Here is a 15296-nt window from a genome sequence, read left to right as displayed (position 1 = left end):
GTTCCGATCATGCAGATCCCGTGGCGGAGGGCCTACCGCGCCGCACGTTCCAGCCCGCTCACCCTGGTGGTGGCCACCACCACGGCCCTGTTGCTGAGCTTCGTCGTCACCGCGGCCATCCTGCACGCCTCGGCCGCCGGCAGCGCCGCCACCACCTACCAGGCCAGCCAGCTCTGCCCGCACAGCCTCGGCCCCACCCTGGAGGGCACCCACCTCACCGCGGCCCAGGCCGACCAGGTGGTGCGGCTGGCCAACACCACCGACACCCACGGCTTCACCGCCCCCGTGGCCGCCGTCTACTCCCGCGTGCAGCGCCTGGACTTCAACGGCGTCACCCCCTGGGCGCGGCTGGGCTACCGCGACGGCGCCCTGGACCACCTCACCGTGCTCGCCGGCGGCGGCCGGGACGGGCTGTGGGTGCCCCGCAGCATCGCCGAGGACGCCGGCATCCACCTCGGTGACCGCGGCCTGGGCGGCCAGCTGCCCCCGGTGACCGCGATCTACCAGGACATCAGCAACCCCACCCCGGACTGGTGGTGTTCGGAGGCCCCCCGGATCCTGCCGAACGTGCTGGCCGGGGAAGGCGCCACCGCCGCGGTCATCTGGGCACCCGACGCCGCGACCTTCGCCGCCCTGCCCACCAGCGCCATCGGCGTGGACACCACCGTCACCCTGCACTACCCGCCGGCCACCGCCCCCGCCACCCTCCAGCAGGCCCAGGACCTGCTGTCCCGGGGCGGCGCCCTGCTCGACGAGGTCAGCGCCCGCCTGGACGCGGCCGGCCTGCGCGGCGTGGTCAGCCCCGCCCTCTACTTCACCCGCCCCACCGAGGTCGCCGCGCAGGTCCGCGACAGCGTGGCCACCGCCATCACCCCGCTGGCCGCGCTCAGCGCCCTGGTCGGCCTGGCCGGGCTGGCCACCGTGGCGCTGCAGTGGTGCCAGCGCCGGCACACCGAACTGCGCCTGCTGTGGAGCCGCGGCGCCGGACCCCTGGCCCTGGCCGGCCGGGCCCTGCTGGAACTGGCCGTGCCCCAGGTCGTGGGCGCCGCGCTGGGGCTGCTGGCCGCGCGGGCCCTGCTCGGCGTCTACGCGCCCGCGCCGCTGCCCAACGCGGGCGCGCTGGCGCTGGCCGCGGCCGGGGCGCTGGCCGTGGCGCTGCTCGCGCTGCTGGTCACCGGCGTGGTCGTGGCCCTGCGCAGCCACCGGGTGCTGCAGGACGGCCCCCGCGGTGCCCGCACCAGTTTCCTGCGGCGGCTGCCGCGGTTGATCCCCTGGGAACTGCTCACCGCCGCGCTGGCCGTTCCCGCCTGGATCAGCCTCACCGACCTGCCCTTCTCCGTGAGCGCCGACCGCCCGTCCCTGCGCGTCGAGCCCGCCGCCCTGGCCTTCCCGCTGCTGCTGGTGCTCACCGTGGCGCTGCTGACCGCGCGGCTGCTGCGCCTGGCCCTGCGCGCCAGCCACCGGGCCGCGCTGTGGTCGCGGCCCGCCGCGCACCTGGCGCTGCGCCGCCTGGCCGCGGCCGCCGGCCCCGTCGCCGGGGTGGTGCTGGTGGCCACCCTGGCCATCGGCACCCTGGCCGCCGGCACCGGCCTGGCCAGCGCGCAGCGCACCGCCCTGGACAGCAAGTCGGGCATGCTGGTCGGTGCCCGCAGCAGCGTGCAGGTCGACGCCACCTGGGCCGGGCAACCGGGCCAGCAGCTGCCGGAGTCGCTGCGCGCCAGCAGCACCCTGGTCGGCGTGAGCAAGACCAGCTCCGGCACCGTCCTGGTGGTCGACCCGGCCACCCTGACCCGCGGCGCCTACCTGGACGGGCCCGTCGACGCCGCCACCGTGACCGGACTGCTCGACCAGCTCACCCCCACCGGCGGTGCCCCGATCCCGGCGGTGGCCATCGGCGCCGCCGCCACCGGCGAACTGCGGCTGGCCGCCCTGCCCACCGTGCGCACCATCGCCACCCTGCCCGCCTTCCCCCGCCTGGGCACCGCCCGCGGCTACCTGCTCGCCCGCGCCGGTCTGCCCGACCTCACCCAGGTCGACACCTGGCACGTGTGGTCCACCACCGACCTGACCACCCTCACCGGGGCCCTGGACGCGGCCGGCATCCAGCACATCACCGCCCAGAGCGCGGCCAGCGCCCTGGACGGGCTGCCGTTCTTCACCATCCAGTGGAGCTTCGGGTTCGTCACCGCGCTCGGCGCGGTCCTGGCCCTGGCCTCGGCCGTGGCGCTGGTGCTCACCGTGGAGGTCCGGCGCCGACAGGCCGCGCTGTCCGGGGCGCTGGCCAGTCGGATGGGCCTGCGCCCCGCCGCCCTGGTCCGCAGCCACCTGCTCGAACTCGGGGCCGTCGGCGCCGCGGCCGTGCTGGCCGGCTGCCTGGTCGGCGTCGGCGGCGTCACCCTGGCCGCCGGCTACCTCGACCCCGCGCCCTGGCTCAGTCCCCGCCCCACCCCACCCAACCTGTTCACCCTGGTGGCCGGCACCGCCCTGGTGGCGGGCCTGGTCGTCGTCCTGGCCGGGGGGATCGCGGTCCGCTCGGTGCGCACCGCCCAGATCGGGGAACTCATCCGTGACTGACACCCGCACCACCGCGCCCGTCCTGGCCACCCACCAGGCGCACGTCACCTACCGCACCCCCGGCGGCGTGGTCGCCGCGCTCACCGACGTCAGCCTCGACGTGCCCGCCACCGGCATCACCGTGCTCGCCGGCCCCTCCGGCTCCGGCAAGTCCACGCTGCTGCGCCTGCTCGGCCTGATCGAGCGCCCCACCCGAGGCAGCGTGCACCTGCAGGGCCAGCCGGTCAGCGACCTGCCGCACCGGCGGCTGCGGCGGCTGCGCCGGACCCGGGTGGCGATGGTGTTCCAGCGGCCCACCGACAACCTCATCGACCACCTCAGCGTCGGCGACAACCTGCGCGCCGCCGCCCAGTCCGCCGGCCGCGCCTGCGTCGAGCAGGACCTGCTGGAGCGGCTGGGGCTGGCCGGCACGGCGGCGTGGGCGGTCACCGCCCTGTCCGGCGGCCAGCAGCAGCGCCTGGCCTTCGGCTGTGCCCTGGCCCGAGGGCCCGCCGTGATCCTGGCCGACGAACCCACCTCCCAGCTCGACACCGACTCCGCCGACCTGGTCCTGGCCACCCTGCGGGAGCTGGCCGGCAGCGACACCCCCGTCGTGGTCGCCTCCCACGACGACCGGTTGATCGCGCTCGGCCAGACCGTGATCCGGCTGCACCAGGGCCGCCGGGCCACCCCTCAGCCCGCGACCCCCGAACCCGACACCCCTGGGGCCGAGCCCCCCGGCCCCGACACCCCCTCGGCCGACACCCCGGAGCCGACCCGCACCGACGAGGACCCCACCCGATGAGCGCCACCGGTGAGACCGCCCTGCGCGGCCAGGGCCTGTACCGCAGCTTCCAGCACCCCGCCGGCCCGGTCAGCGTGCTGCGCGGCGCCGAGGTGCGCATCGCCGCCGGCGAGTTCGTCACCCTGACCGCCCCCTCCGGGGCGGGCAAGAGCGCGCTGCTGGCCGTGCTGTGCGGGTTCGACCAGCCCGACGCCGGCACCGTCGAGATCGCCGGCCGGCCCGTGACCCGGCCACCGGCCTGGCGGGACTGCGCGGTGCTGCCCCAGTCACTGGGCCTGGCCCAGGAGCTGACCCTGGCCGAGAACATCGCCCTGCCGCTGCGGCTGGCGCCCCGCGACCGCTCTCTCCCCGACCAGGACACCCCCGACGCGGCGGTGGCGGCGCTGCTGGCCGAACTGGACCTCGACGGCCTGGCCGACCGCTACCCGCACGAGGTCTCCTACGGTCAGCAGCAGCGCGCCGCCCTGGCCCGCGCGGTCATCGCCCGCCCCCGGGTGCTGCTGGCCGACGAACCCACCGCCCACCTCGACCAGCGCAGCGCGCCCCTGGTGCTGGCCCTGCTGCGCCGCCGCGCCGACCAGGGCGGCGCCGTGCTGGTCGCCTCCCACCACGAGGAGGTGCACCAGGCCGCCGACCGCACCCTGGTCCTGGACCAGGGACGCGTCCACGACGCGCCCACCGCCTGAGGCCCCTACCGGGAGCGGCGGCGCCCGGCCGTGGCGTGCCAGCGGCCGTCGGTGCGGTGCAGGGTGACCGGGTAGCGGAAGGCGTCACTGACGTGGCCGCTGGTCAACACCTGCTCGACCGGGCCGGCGGCCACGGTCCGCCCCTCGCGCAGCAGCATCGCGTGGGTGGTGCTGGCGGGCAGTTCCTCCAGGTGGTGGGTGACCAGCACGCTGGCCAGCCGCGGATACTCCTGGCGCAGCCGGTCGACACTGTCCAGCAGCTGCTCGCGGGCGGCCAGGTCCAGTCCCGTGGTCGGCTCGTCCAGCAACAGCAGCCGCGGCGCCGGCATCAGGGCGCGGGCGATGAGGGTCCGGGTGCGCTCCCCCTGCGAGAGCACCGGCCACAGCGCCTCGGCGCGGTGGCCCAGACCGACCAGCTCCAGGTAGTCGGCGGCCAGCTTGAGCTGGTCGGCGTCGGGACGCCAGCGCGGCATCAGCTCGACCGTGCCGGTGCAGCCGGTGAGCACGACCTCGCGCACCGACAACGCCGAGCGCACCGGGTGGCGCGGGTCCACGTGCCCGATCTCGACCCGCAACTCGCGGATGTCGACCCGGCCCAGCAGCCGGCCCAGGATGCGCGCGCTGCCCCGGGTCGGGTGCTGGTGGGCGCCCAGGATGCGCAGCAGGGTGGTCTTGCCGGCGCCGTTGGCGCCCAGCAGCGCCCAGTGCTGTCCCGGCCGCACCGCCAGGTCCACGTCCTCCAGCAGGGTGCGTCCTTCCCGCACCAGACACACCCCCGACACCGAGATCACCGGCCGGTCGGGGTCGTCGCGGTCATCACAATCGACAGACATTCGTTCTCCACGCCTGGAGCGGGCCGTCCTCGGCCCGCGGCTGACAGCGCCAGTCAACCCGACCCACCCGTCCGCGCCCGCGGGGGTGGGGTCAGGACGTCGCCTCCACGGCGGCCCCGGCCCGGGACGCGGGGGGGGTGCCGCCACCGCTGGTGCCGGCGGCACGGGGTCGGGCAGGCCGCGCGTGACCAGCCAGCCCACCGCGGGCAGCACCACCAGCGGGATCAACGCGACCTGCAGGGACGTGACATCGGCCAGGCCACCGATCAGCGGGCTGGCCAGCCCCCCGATGGTGACCGTCAGCCCCAGGGTGACCCCACTGGCCGTGCCCACCCGGTTGGGCAGGTAGTCCTGCGCGAGCGTGATCTGCAGCGAGAACGGCACGTACAGGCCGGCCGAGGCCAGGGCCAGGCAGGCGAACACGGCCGGGCCCGGCACGAACACCACCCCGGCCACCGCGAGCACCGTGGCCGCGTAGGACCAGCGCACCACCCGCACCCGCCCCCACCGGCCGGCCAACCCGCCGCCCAGCACGGTGCCGACCGCCCCACCCAGGTACAGCACGAACAGGGCCGCCGAGCCCACCGCCTGGCCGCCACCCACGCGCTGCTGGGCGTACAGCGCCACGAACGAACTCAGGCCGGTGAACACGACCGAGCGGACGACGACGGCCAGCGACAACCGCAGGAACGCGCGCACGTCATCGCCGCGTGCCCGCACCGCCGGGCCCGCTCCCGCCACCGGGGCGCGCACCGCCCGCACCGCCACCACCGCCAGGACACCACCCAGCACGGCCGGGACGGCCAGCAGCGGTGAGGCGTCCAGCCCACCCACCGCGATCACCGCGCCCACCAGCAGCGGCGCCGCGGCGAAGCCCAGGTTGCCGCCGAGGGAGAACCACCCCATCCCGGCGTGGCCGCCCCGGCTGACCGCCCGCGCCACCCGCGCGGACTCCGGGTGGTAGGCCGCCACCCCGATGCCCGACACCGCCGCGCCGACCAGCGCCAGCGCGTAGGACGAGCCCAGCCCGCTCACCGCGATGCCCGCGCCACCCACGATCGTGGCGACCGGCAGCAGCCACGGCAGCGCCCACCGGTCGGTGAGCGCCCCGAACAGCGGCTGCACCACCGAGGACAACAGCGACGCGGCGAGCACGATGCCGGACGCCGCGGCGTACGAGTAGTGCCGCTCGGCCACGAAGAACGGCACGAGCGCGGCGACGGCGCCCTGGTAGACGTCCACGCACGCGTGACCGACCGACAGCAACAGGAGCGGGGTGTTTCTGACCACGCGCTGATCCTCGCCACCCGACCGGTTGTCGCGCTTCCGATAACCTGCCAAACAATGTCGCCCATCCGCCACCAGTCCACCGCGCCGACCCGCGTGCAACTGCTGGCCGCCGGCGCGAGCGTCGACGCCCACCGCCACGACGACCACCAGATCGTCTACGCCACGCGCGGGGTTCTGGCCATCACCACCGACGCCGGCACCTGGGTGGCTCCGGCGACCCGCGCCATCTGGATCCCGGCCGGCACCGTGCACGCCCACCGCGCCTACGGCCAGCTCGACCTGCACACCCTGGGGCTGCCCGTCCAGGACAACCCGCTCGGCCTGGACAAACCCACGATCCTGACGGTCAGCCCGCTGCTGCGGGAACTGATCGTGGCCTACACCCACGACCCGGACGACACCAGCCCGCAGCGCCACCGGCTGCGCGCCGTGCTCCTGGACCAGCTGCGCTGCTCACCCCAGCAGCCCGTGCACCTGCCCACCCCCACCGATGCCCGGCTGGCCGACGTGTGCGCGATCCTGCACCGCTGCCCCGCCGACAACCGGTCGCTGGCCGCGCTCGCCGCCCACGTCGGCACCAGTGAACGCACCCTCACCCGCCTGTTCCGCACCGATCTGGGCATGACCTTCCCCCAGTGGCGCACCCAGCTGCGCCTGTACCACGCCCTGCGGCTGCTGGCCGAGAACACCCCGGTGACCACCGTGGCCCACCGCTGCGGCTGGGCCTCCCCCAGCGCGTTCATCGACGTCTTCCGCCGCGCCTTCGGCCACACCCCCGGCGCCGAACGCCCCGGGGCCCAGCCGCGCCCGCGCGCCGGCCGCCTACACTGACCGGTGATGCGGGGGCGTGCCAAACGAGTGCTGGTCATCACGGTGGCGTCGGTTCTTGCCCTGCTCCTGGTCGTCAGCGACCGCCCACCCGCCCCGCGGATCGGTCCCGGGCCCGACGCGCCCACCGCCGTGGTCGCCCTCGGTGACAGCACCATGGCCGGTGAGGGCGCCGGCGACTACGAGCCCGGCACCCGAGGCGAGAACGGCGACTGGTGCCACCGCTCCACCCGCGCGCTGGTGCACCGCCTCGGGGTGCCCGGCGTGGACACCACCATCAACCTGGCCTGCTCCGGGGCGAACTCCGCGCAGGTGGGCCTCGGCGACGCCGTGCAGTACACGGAGCCGTCCCAGGCCGCCCGGCTGGGCGCCCTCGCGCGCGAGCACCGGGTGCTGGCCGTGGTGGTCGCGGTGGGCGCCAACGACGAGCCGCGCTTCGCCGACATCCTCAACCGGTGCGTGCAGGCGTGGCTGGGCCGGGGCGCCGAGTGCGGCGACGCCATGGCCCAGGAGTGGCCGCTGCGGATCAACGCGATGATCCCCAGGATCGAGCGCGCGCTGCGCGACATCCAGTCGGTCATGCGCGACGCCGGGTACCTGGACAGCTCCTACTCGCTGGTCGTCCAGTCCTACGCCGCTCCCCTGGCGCCCGGTTTCCCCGCGTCCCTGCAGAACTTCTCCGGCTGTCCCTTCCGCGGCAGCGACCTGCGCTGGGTGCAGGAGACCGGCATCACGCAGCTGGCCGAGGGCATCCGCACCGCGGCCCGCCGCACCGGCGCCCGGTACCTGGACCTGTCCCGCGCCGGCACCGGCCACGAGGCGTGCACCGGGGGCGAGGCCGACAGCGGCGAGTGGTTCACCCGGCTGACGGTGGACTGGGCCAGCCTCAACGACCAGGCCCGCGCCGGGCACGCCATGCAGGAGTCCTTCCACCCCAACGACCGCGGCCACGCCCAGTTCGGCCGCTGCCTGGGCCGGTTCCTGGTCTTGCCGGCCCGCGAGGCCGCCTGCGTGCCCGGCGCGAGCGGTAACCTCGACCTGCGGATCACCAGCCCCACCGGCTGACCGGGTACCGCTACCGTGTGCCGGTGACCGACGCACCCCCGCCCGACCGGCAGGTCAGCTACGACCGCAGGGCACTGGTCGTGGCCCACCTCGACGCCCACCCCGACAAGACCCACAGCTGGAGCGGGCGCTACGAGGCCGTGCTGCGCGAGCACCACCAGCGGCTGCTGGACGGGTTGCAGCGGCTGTTCGGGTTCAGCCTGGACCGGGAGGGCTGGCCGGCGGACGCGGCGGCGCTGGCCATGCTGTTCCGCGGCACCGTGGACTCCTGCCTGGCGCTGCGCACCCCGGGGTCGGGCTTCCTGGAGGGCGGGTTGATCATCGGGAAGCTGGAGAACGCGGGCCAGCGCGGAGAACACGTGTTGACCGCCCTCCACCGGATCCACGACCTCACCGAGCAGTCCCGCCAGGCCCACCTCGACATCCTGGCCACGCTGGTCGACCTCGCCTTCGGCGCCCCGGCCCAGCGGGTCGTCACCTCCGCCGACCTGCGGGCCATCGGGGTGGACGACACCCCGCCCCCCTTCCTGTCGGAGTACTTCGACGACTACTGAGGCCGCGCCGCCCCGTGTCGCCTCAGGTCAGCGGCAGCGGCCGGTCGAACACCCACTCCAGGCCGTCCTCCGGGTCGATCTGCTCGCCGACGCGGGTGAATCCCAGTGCGGCGACCAGCGCCAGCGACGCGGTGTTGTCCGGTGCCACGCTGGCCACGCACGTCCTGGCCCGCCCGGTGCCGGCCGCCCACCCGGTCAGCCCGAGCACCGCCTCCCGCGCCAGGCCCCGCCGGCGGTACTCGGGCAGCACCGCGTAGCCGATCTCCACCCGGCCCCGCTCGTCCGGGGCGCCGTGGAAGCCGGCCGTGCCCACCACGCGCTGCTCGTCGCGCAGCACCAGCGCCCGGTTCAGCCACGGCTGCTGGCTCGGGTCGGCGTTCAGCTGGGCCAGCCGCAGCTGGGCCGGCACGATCGGCGGCCAGGCCGGCGGCACGTCCACCCCCAGCAGCCGCCGCAACTGCGCCACATCGCCCGCCGCCACCCGCTGTAACACCGGCACGGGCAGGCACACCAGATCCAGTCGGCTGGTGGTGATCACTGAGGTCATCGGCACAGCATCACAGGACCACCCGGGGTGGGCACAGCGAATATGCCCGCCCGTGCGGCGCGGCCCCGGCGCGGCGAGTAGTACGCTTCCCGTATTAGTTAGTATGGTTTTCGTACTACTTGGAGGTGTGCGGTGGATGTCGACGGCCACGGGTCCGGGCGGCCGGACCTGAATGCGGCCCTGCGCCGCCTGCGCATCGAACTCGGCATCCTCAACGACAAGGTCGCCTCCGCCGCCGGCCTCAACCCGCGGGACCTGGACCTGCTGGACGTGGTCACCCACGACGGGCCCTGCACCCCCACGCAGCTGGCCGCGCGCACCGGAGTCCGCGCGGCGACGCTCACCGGCATGCTCGCCCGCCTGGAGCGCGACGGCTGGATCACCCGCACCCCCGACCGCAGCGACGGCCGGTCCGTGCACATCACGGCCGCTGCCCGCATCGAGCAGCTCACCACCCTCTACGCCACGGCGGACGCGCGCGTCGGCGACCTCACCGCGGCGTTCTCGCAGGAGGAGAAAACCGTGATCGCCCGGTTCCTCAACCAGGTCGCCGACGCCGCCCGACTGGCCAGCGACCAGCTCAGCCCCTCCGACGCGAGGACCTGACCACGCCACCGCACCAGGCCGGGGCACACGCATGCGCCCCGGCCTGCCCCGAGACCGGGCAGCCGATCCCGACCCGGTCCGGGGCACCCCACTCCCCGCAGCCCCACCAGAAAGGACTCGCCATGGCCGCACACCGTGCGCTCCCGCTGACCGGCCGGACCGCCCTGATCACCGGAGGAAGCCGCGGCGTCGGCGCCGCGAGCGCGCTGGCCCTCGGCGCGCTCGGCGCCGACGTCGTCATCACCTACCGCCACGACGCGACCGCGGCGAGCGCGGTCGTCGACCAGCTTCGAGCCGCCGGCGCGCACGCCTCCGCCGTGCTCGCCGACCTGGCGGCCGACCAGCCCGGGCAGGACATCGTGACCGCGTCCCGGGCGGTGCACCAGGAGTACGACATCGTCGTGGTCAACGCCCCCGCCCCGTTCTCGCGGGTGCCCCTGGCCCAACTGGACCCGGACGACCTCGGCGAGAAGGCGCGCATCGACACGGCCAGCCTGCACCGCATCTGCCTCGCCTTCGTCCCCGGCATGCGCCAGCGCCGATTCGGCCGGGTGATCGTGATCTCCTCGGGATCGTCGTGGGGCCCGACCGCGCCCGGCCTGGCCGCGCACGGGGTGAGCAAGGCCGCCATGGAGGCCTACGTCCGGTACGCGGCGACCGAACTGGCCGGCGAGGGGGTGACCATCAACGCGCTGCAACTGGGCATGGTCGTCACCGACGGCAGCAGCTCGGTCCCGGAGCAGGCCAGGAAGATCCTGACCGCAGCGACCCCGGGGGGACGCATCGCCGAGCCCGCCGACATCGGCAAGGTGGTCGCGCTACTGGCGGACCCGGCCAGTGAGTGGATCAGCGGGGCGGCCATTCCCGTCACCGGCGGGATGAACTACCCGCTGAACCTCAGCGCCGTGCTGTCCGCCGGTCGGTGACCAACCCGCCCGCGGCCTCGCCAGCTCCATCGCGAAACCGGCGGGCCCCCGCACCGCGGTGGCGGCCAGTCCGGGAGAACGACCCGCCACTGCACGACGTGATTTCTCGCCGCCTCGCCGCGGCCGCCCGCCGGGGGGCAACCGCTGGTGGGCGGCCAACGGCACGGACGCGATCACCAGGCCGGCGGCGCGTGCCCCTCGGCCGGCGTGGCCGCTCGGGCCCGCCGGCCGAGTTCGGCGCCCCAGACACCCACGATCACTCCGCCGAGTGAAAATCACTCGGCGACGCACTGTGACCGCGCAAGTACTCCTAGGCTTCGGAATATGGGCATTCCAACCGAAATGGTGGGCAGCATCCCCCGATCCGCCGAACTGCTCGCCGCCGCCGCGGCCGCGCAGTCCGGGGACCTCGACCACGCCGCCTTCCAGGCCTTACAGGACCAGGCGGTGCAGGACACGATCGCCACGCTGGAAGCGATCGGCTCACCCGTGGTCACCGACGGTGAGCAGAGCAAACCCAGCTTCGTGACCTATCCGATCGCGGGCGCCTCCGCCCTGTCCGACGGCGGGGTCGTCATCCCGTTCGCGGACGGACACCAGCGGCAACTCCCTCGGCTGACCGCTGGCCCGTTCCGCTACCAGGCGCACGCCGAGCAGTACCTGCGCACCGCGCAGCGCTACGCCACCGTCCCGGTCAAGCAGGCCGTGATCGCGCCCTCGGCGCTGAGCCTGCTCTACCCCGCCGACGGGATCCCCGGCTACCCCCGGGAGAAGTTCCTCGACGACCTGATCGCGGAAGCGGAGCGCGACATCCGGGGCTGCCTGGACGCGGGCGCCCACGTCGTGCAACTGGACTTCACCGAGGGCCGCCTGTCGCTGAAGCTGGACCCGAGCGGACAGGTGCTGCGCGACTTCGTCCACCTGAACAACCAGGTGCTGGCACGCTTCACCGACGCCGACCGCGCGCGGATCGGCGTGCACGCCTGCCCCGGCGCGGACCACGACTCCACGCACAGCCTCGACGTCGACTACGCCGACCTGCTGCCCACCCTGTTCCAGCTGACCGTGGGCAACTTCTACGTGCAGCTCGCCAGCGAGCCCGACCCCGACCGCGTCCTGCGGGTCATCGCCGACCACCTGCCGCCCCGGGCCCGCGTGTTCGTCGGGGTGACCGACCCCATCGATCCCCAGGTGGAAACCGCCGAGCAGGTCCGCGACCGGGTTCTGCAGGCCGCCGGCCACATCCCCCTGGACCAGCTCGGCACCTGCGACGACTGCGGCTTCGCCCCGTTCGCCGACGACCAGTCCACCTCCCGCGAGATCGCCTTCGCCAAGATCCGGGCCCGGCTGGACGGCACCGCGCAGGCCGCCGAGCACCTGGGCTGCTGAACCGGTGCCCCGCGACGGCGCACGGCGGGTGACCGAGCGTCACCACCGCGGTCACTCACCTGCGCACCGGTATTCCCCGGCCGGTCAATTGCCCGCAGCGCGGTCGCTGACCAGGGTTGCGTGATGGCCAGCGATTTACAGCGGAGAAAGACCTCCATCGTGTTCACCGCGATGGACGTCAACCGCGACGGTTTCCTGGAACGCGCCGACTTCGAGGCGTTGACCGACCGGTGGGTGGGCATTCGCGGCGAGACCGGCGCGGACCGGCTGCGCGAGATCATGATGGGCTGGTGGGACGCCGTGCACACGGCCTCCGCCAAGAACGGCGACCAGAAGGTCACCCTGGACGAGGTGATGACCGCGGTGGACACCCTGGGCGGCATGCTCGACCGCGTGGCGGCCACCGCCGAGTCGATGTTCGAGGCCGTGGACCAGGACGGCGACGGCCGCATCTCGCCGACCGAGTACGGGCGCATGATCCACGGCTGGACCGGTGCCGACACGCCCACCAACGACGCCTTCACCCGCCTCGACCTGGACGGCGACGGGTGGATCGGCACGTCGGAGTTCGTCCGCCACTGGGTGGAGTTCTGGGTCGGCGACGACGCGGACGCCCCCGGCACCCACCTGTTCGGCGCGGTCCCCGCGCCGGGGCCGCGACCCGGCGGAGGAGCCTGACCGGCACCTGCCCGGGCCGGGGCAGCCACGGCAGCTCAGCAGAGCCAGCCGTGGCTGCCCCACCACTACCGGCGCAGCCAGGACCGCTCCGCGCTGGCGACCTTGCTGCGCAACCACTTCATCACCCGGTCCTGCTCCGAGCCGACCGGGTTGTCGTGCACCAGGTAGGTCCACGTCGCCGAGGGCCGCCGAATCCCCACCGCGGCCAGATCCACACCCGACTCGTCCCACTCCAGCTTCTCGACGGTCTCCACGGTCTGGTCACGGGCCTGGTCCACGATCCGCTTGAACGCCGGGATCGCCGCCCGGTGGAACTCGTCCAGCGGGTCCTCCCGGGCCAACGCCCGCAGGTGGATGCCCTCCCGCAGGTCGGTCAGGAACTCCAGGTGCTCGGTCCAGCCCCGGTCCAGGTGGTGCAGCAGGACCAGCCGCGCCACCCGCGCCGCCTCCTGCTCACCCACCCCCTCGGTGAGATCGGCCCACCGCTCGGCGCACCGCTGCTCCAGCAGCCGCACGGCCACGTCCTCGCGCAACACCCGACCGCGGTACTCCAGCAGCACCTCACGCTGGTGCTCCACCAGCTTGCTGTACCGCCAGGTGTCGCGGTGGGTCTCCAGGTTCACCCCCTCGGCGACCCGCTGCGCGAAGTCCACCACCGCGGCGACGTTCGCACCGGTCACCTCCCCGTTGTCGGCCACCTCGCCCGGCACCTCGGCGTCGGGCGCGTACCCGGTCACCAGCTCGTCGCGCATGCTGGAGAAGAACACCGACCCGCCCGGGTCACCCTGCCGGCCGGCCCGGCCCCGCAACTGGTTGTCCAACCGGCTGCTCGGGTAGCGCCCCGACCCCACCACGTACAGCCCACCCAACGCGGCCACCTCGTCGTGGTCGGCGCCGTTGGCGCCCCCCAACCGGATGTCCGTGCCGCGCCCGGCCATCTGCGTGGACACCGTCACCGCGCCCAGCGCCCCCGCCTCGGCCACCACCGCGGCCTCCTCGGCGTCGTTGCGGGCGTTGAGCACCACCACGTTCTCCACGCCCGCCGCGGTCAGCTTCCGCGCCAGCCGCTCCGACTCGGCCACGTCCAGCGTGCCCACCAGCACCGGCCGCCCGGTGGCGTGCACCTCGGCGACCTCCGCCACCAGCGCCGCCTCCTTGTCGGCCACGGACGCGAACACCCGGTCCGGCTCGTCCACCCGGATGCACGGCCGGTTGGGCGGGATCACCGCGGCTTCCAACCCGTAGAACTCCCGCAGCTGCTCGGCCACGGCCACCGCGGTGCCCGTCATCCCGCACACCCGCGGGTAGCGCCCCACCAGCGCCTGCACCGTGATGCTGTCCAGCACCTCCCCGCCCCGGCTGACCGGCAGCGACTCCTTGACCTCCACCGCCGCCTGCAGACCGTCCGGCCAGCGCTGCAACCGCGCCACCCGGCCACGCGACTCGCTGATCAGCTGCACCCGGCCGTCCCGGACGATGTAGTCGACGTCCCGCCGCAGCAGCGCGTGCGCGTGCAACGCCACGTTCACCGCCGCCAGCCGCCCGGCGTGCTCGTCGGAGTACAGGTCGATACCGCCCAGCGCGGCCTCCACCGCCTCGGCGCCCGCGCCGGTCAGGTACACGCTGCGCCGGTTGTCGTCGATCTCGTAGTGCACCTCGGCGCGCAGCCGCCGCACCACCTCCGACACCGCCCGGTCGGCCTCCACCTCACCGGCCGACCCGGCCAGCACCAACGGCACGCGCGCCTCGTCCACCAGCACCGAGTCAGCCTCGTCGATGAGGGCCACCCCCGGCTCGGGCAGCACCAGCTCCGCCACGTCCGTGCACAGCCGATCCCGCAGCAGGTCGAACCCGATCTCGCTGACCGCCCCGTAGGTCACGTCCGCGGCGTAGGCGCGGCGCCGCTCCTCACGGGTGCTGGACTGCCCCACCCACGCCACCGACACACCCAGCAGCGCGTACACCGGCGCCATCCACTCCGCGTCGCGACGCGCCAGGTAGTCGTTCACCGACAGCACGTGCACGCGCTCGCCGCGCAGCGCGTACCCGGCGGCGGCCAGCGCGCCGGCCAGCGTCTTGCCCTCACCGGTGGCCATCTCCACCACGTGCCCGGTCAAAAGCCCCAGCGTGCCCAGCAGCTGCACGTCGTAGGGGCGCTCGTCCAGCGCCCGGCGCGCGGCCTCCCGCCCGAGGGCGCACAGCTCCACCAGGTCGCGATCACCGAACCGGCCGCCGGCGGACTCGCGCAGCGCGCCGGCGGCCTCGGTCAGCTCCTCGTCGGACAGGCCCTGGGCCCACTGCTCGCGCGCGCCAGCCTGGCGCACCAGGGGTTCGTATCGCGACAGGTCGGCTGAACCCGGTCGTTGCAACAGCCGACGCGCCCGAGCCTTCAACCGCCCGACGAACGCACCCACGGCCGACCTCCGTCTTCTCGATCACCACCGGCGTCCGCGATGGTGTTGGCCATCGACGGCGCTCCCGGCCAACGCGTGAGCACCGCACCAAAGTTCCGCAGTCGTCCCTACCAGCTGCCCCA

13 protein-coding genes and 1 pseudogene are annotated in these 15296 nt (G+C 74.6%); 10 read left to right on the top strand and 4 right to left on the bottom strand.

The window, feature by feature from the left end:
- The first annotated feature begins 9 nt into the window (after window positions 1-9).
- The 3 genes from LX83_RS22250 to LX83_RS22240 are packed head-to-tail and all read left to right on the top strand — an operon-like array spanning window position 10 to window position 4044.
- A complete protein-coding gene (locus tag LX83_RS22250; RefSeq protein ID WP_253774500.1) occupies window positions 10-2574 on the top strand; it encodes an ABC transporter permease in 2565 nt (854 codons plus the stop codon).
- Window positions 2567-3358 carry an ABC transporter ATP-binding protein gene (locus tag LX83_RS22245; RefSeq protein ID WP_253774498.1) on the top strand — a complete coding sequence of 264 codons (792 nt, stop codon included), beginning with the start codon at window positions 2567-2569 and terminating at the stop codon, window positions 3356-3358. The genes LX83_RS22250 and LX83_RS22245 overlap by 8 nt, the downstream gene beginning before the upstream one ends.
- Window positions 3355-4044, top strand: a complete 690-nt coding sequence (locus LX83_RS22240) for an ABC transporter ATP-binding protein (RefSeq protein WP_253774496.1) — start codon at window positions 3355-3357, stop codon at window positions 4042-4044. Before LX83_RS22245 ends, LX83_RS22240 begins: the two co-directional genes overlap by 4 nt.
- A 5-nt stretch (window positions 4045-4049) precedes the next feature.
- On the opposite strand, the gene LX83_RS38765 is transcribed toward LX83_RS22240, so the two are convergent.
- Together LX83_RS38765 and LX83_RS38760 are read right to left on the bottom strand one after the other, a co-directional pair.
- Window positions 4050-4877 (bottom strand): ABC transporter ATP-binding protein, encoded by an 828-nt coding sequence (locus tag LX83_RS38765; protein ID WP_253774715.1) that lies wholly within the window; start codon window positions 4875-4877, stop codon window positions 4050-4052.
- Window positions 4878-5045: 168 nt separating this feature from the next.
- Window positions 5046-6167 (bottom strand): annotated as a pseudogene (locus LX83_RS38760) (MFS transporter); the annotation flags it as partial.
- A gap of 54 nt (window positions 6168-6221) precedes the next feature.
- Here LX83_RS38760 and LX83_RS22225 point away from each other — a divergent pair.
- From LX83_RS22225 to LX83_RS22215, 3 genes are read left to right on the top strand one after another with little or no spacing between them, the layout of a single operon-like run.
- Entirely contained in the window at window positions 6222-6998 is a 777-nt protein-coding gene (locus LX83_RS22225; RefSeq protein WP_253774494.1) for a helix-turn-helix transcriptional regulator, read from the top strand.
- A 6-nt stretch (window positions 6999-7004) separates the two neighbouring features.
- Complete coding sequence (locus tag LX83_RS22220) at window positions 7005-8060, top strand: GDSL-type esterase/lipase family protein (RefSeq protein ID WP_253774492.1); 1056 nt, start codon at window positions 7005-7007, stop codon at window positions 8058-8060.
- Window positions 8061-8083: 23 nt separating this feature from the next.
- On the top strand, window positions 8084-8614 hold the full coding sequence (locus LX83_RS22215) for a hypothetical protein (protein ID WP_253774489.1): 531 nt from the start codon (window positions 8084-8086) through the stop codon (window positions 8612-8614).
- A 22-nt stretch (window positions 8615-8636) separates the two neighbouring features.
- On the opposite strand, the gene LX83_RS22210 is transcribed toward LX83_RS22215, so the two are convergent.
- A complete protein-coding gene (locus tag LX83_RS22210; RefSeq protein WP_253774487.1) occupies window positions 8637-9161 on the bottom strand; it encodes a GNAT family N-acetyltransferase in 525 nt (174 codons plus the stop codon).
- Between the two features lie 132 nt (window positions 9162-9293).
- Between LX83_RS22210 and LX83_RS22205 the strand changes: the two genes are divergently transcribed.
- The 4 genes from LX83_RS22205 to LX83_RS22190 all read left to right on the top strand — a co-directional run bounded on the left by LX83_RS22205 (window position 9294) and on the right by LX83_RS22190 (window position 12760).
- Window positions 9294-9767: a MarR family winged helix-turn-helix transcriptional regulator gene (locus LX83_RS22205; RefSeq protein ID WP_253774485.1), complete on the top strand. Its 474-nt coding sequence runs from the start codon at window positions 9294-9296 to the stop codon at window positions 9765-9767.
- A gap of 122 nt (window positions 9768-9889) precedes the next feature.
- Window positions 9890-10693 (top strand): SDR family oxidoreductase, encoded by an 804-nt coding sequence (locus LX83_RS22200; protein ID WP_253774483.1) that lies wholly within the window; start codon window positions 9890-9892, stop codon window positions 10691-10693.
- A gap of 324 nt (window positions 10694-11017) precedes the next feature.
- Window positions 11018-12082 carry a cobalamin-independent methionine synthase II family protein gene (locus LX83_RS22195; protein WP_253774481.1) on the top strand — a complete coding sequence of 355 codons (1065 nt, stop codon included), beginning with the start codon at window positions 11018-11020 and terminating at the stop codon, window positions 12080-12082.
- Between the two features lie 123 nt (window positions 12083-12205).
- Window positions 12206-12760 carry an EF-hand domain-containing protein gene (locus LX83_RS22190; protein ID WP_253774479.1) on the top strand — a complete coding sequence of 185 codons (555 nt, stop codon included), beginning with the start codon at window positions 12206-12208 and terminating at the stop codon, window positions 12758-12760.
- Window positions 12761-12825: 65 nt separating this feature from the next.
- Here the strand turns inward: LX83_RS22190 and secA2 are convergent, their stop codons facing one another.
- Window positions 12826-15174 carry an accessory Sec system translocase SecA2 gene (gene secA2, locus LX83_RS22185; protein ID WP_253774477.1) on the bottom strand — a complete coding sequence of 783 codons (2349 nt, stop codon included), beginning with the start codon at window positions 15172-15174 and terminating at the stop codon, window positions 12826-12828.
- Window positions 15175-15296: the final 122 nt, after the last annotated feature.

The organism is Goodfellowiella coeruleoviolacea, from assembly GCF_024171785.1.
GTDB lineage: Bacteria > Actinomycetota > Actinomycetes > Mycobacteriales > Pseudonocardiaceae > Goodfellowiella > Goodfellowiella coeruleoviolacea.
Note: the sequence above shows the minus strand (reverse complement) of the source record. Positions and strands in the feature narration are given on the sequence as shown.

Bases quoted from the DNA above. Each gene is read 5' to 3' on its own strand.
- LX83_RS22250 (WP_253774500.1), top strand. From the start codon at position 10: ATGCAGATCCCGTGGCGGAGGGCCTACCGCGCCGCACGTTCCAGCCCG.
- LX83_RS22240 (WP_253774496.1), top strand. From the start codon at position 3,355: ATGAGCGCCACCGGTGAGACCGCCCTGCGCGGCCAGGGCCTGTACCGC.
- LX83_RS38765 (WP_253774715.1), bottom strand. From the start codon at position 4,877: ATGTCTGTCGATTGTGATGACCGCGACGACCCCGACCGGCCGGTGATC.
- LX83_RS22225 (WP_253774494.1), top strand. From the start codon at position 6,222: ATGTCGCCCATCCGCCACCAGTCCACCGCGCCGACCCGCGTGCAACTG.
- LX83_RS22220 (WP_253774492.1), top strand. From the start codon at position 7,005: ATGCGGGGGCGTGCCAAACGAGTGCTGGTCATCACGGTGGCGTCGGTT.
- LX83_RS22210 (WP_253774487.1), bottom strand. From the start codon at position 9,161: ATGACCTCAGTGATCACCACCAGCCGACTGGATCTGGTGTGCCTGCCC.
- LX83_RS22200 (WP_253774483.1), top strand. From the start codon at position 9,890: ATGGCCGCACACCGTGCGCTCCCGCTGACCGGCCGGACCGCCCTGATC.
- LX83_RS22195 (WP_253774481.1), top strand. From the start codon at position 11,018: ATGGGCATTCCAACCGAAATGGTGGGCAGCATCCCCCGATCCGCCGAA.
- LX83_RS22190 (WP_253774479.1), top strand. From the start codon at position 12,206: ATGGCCAGCGATTTACAGCGGAGAAAGACCTCCATCGTGTTCACCGCG.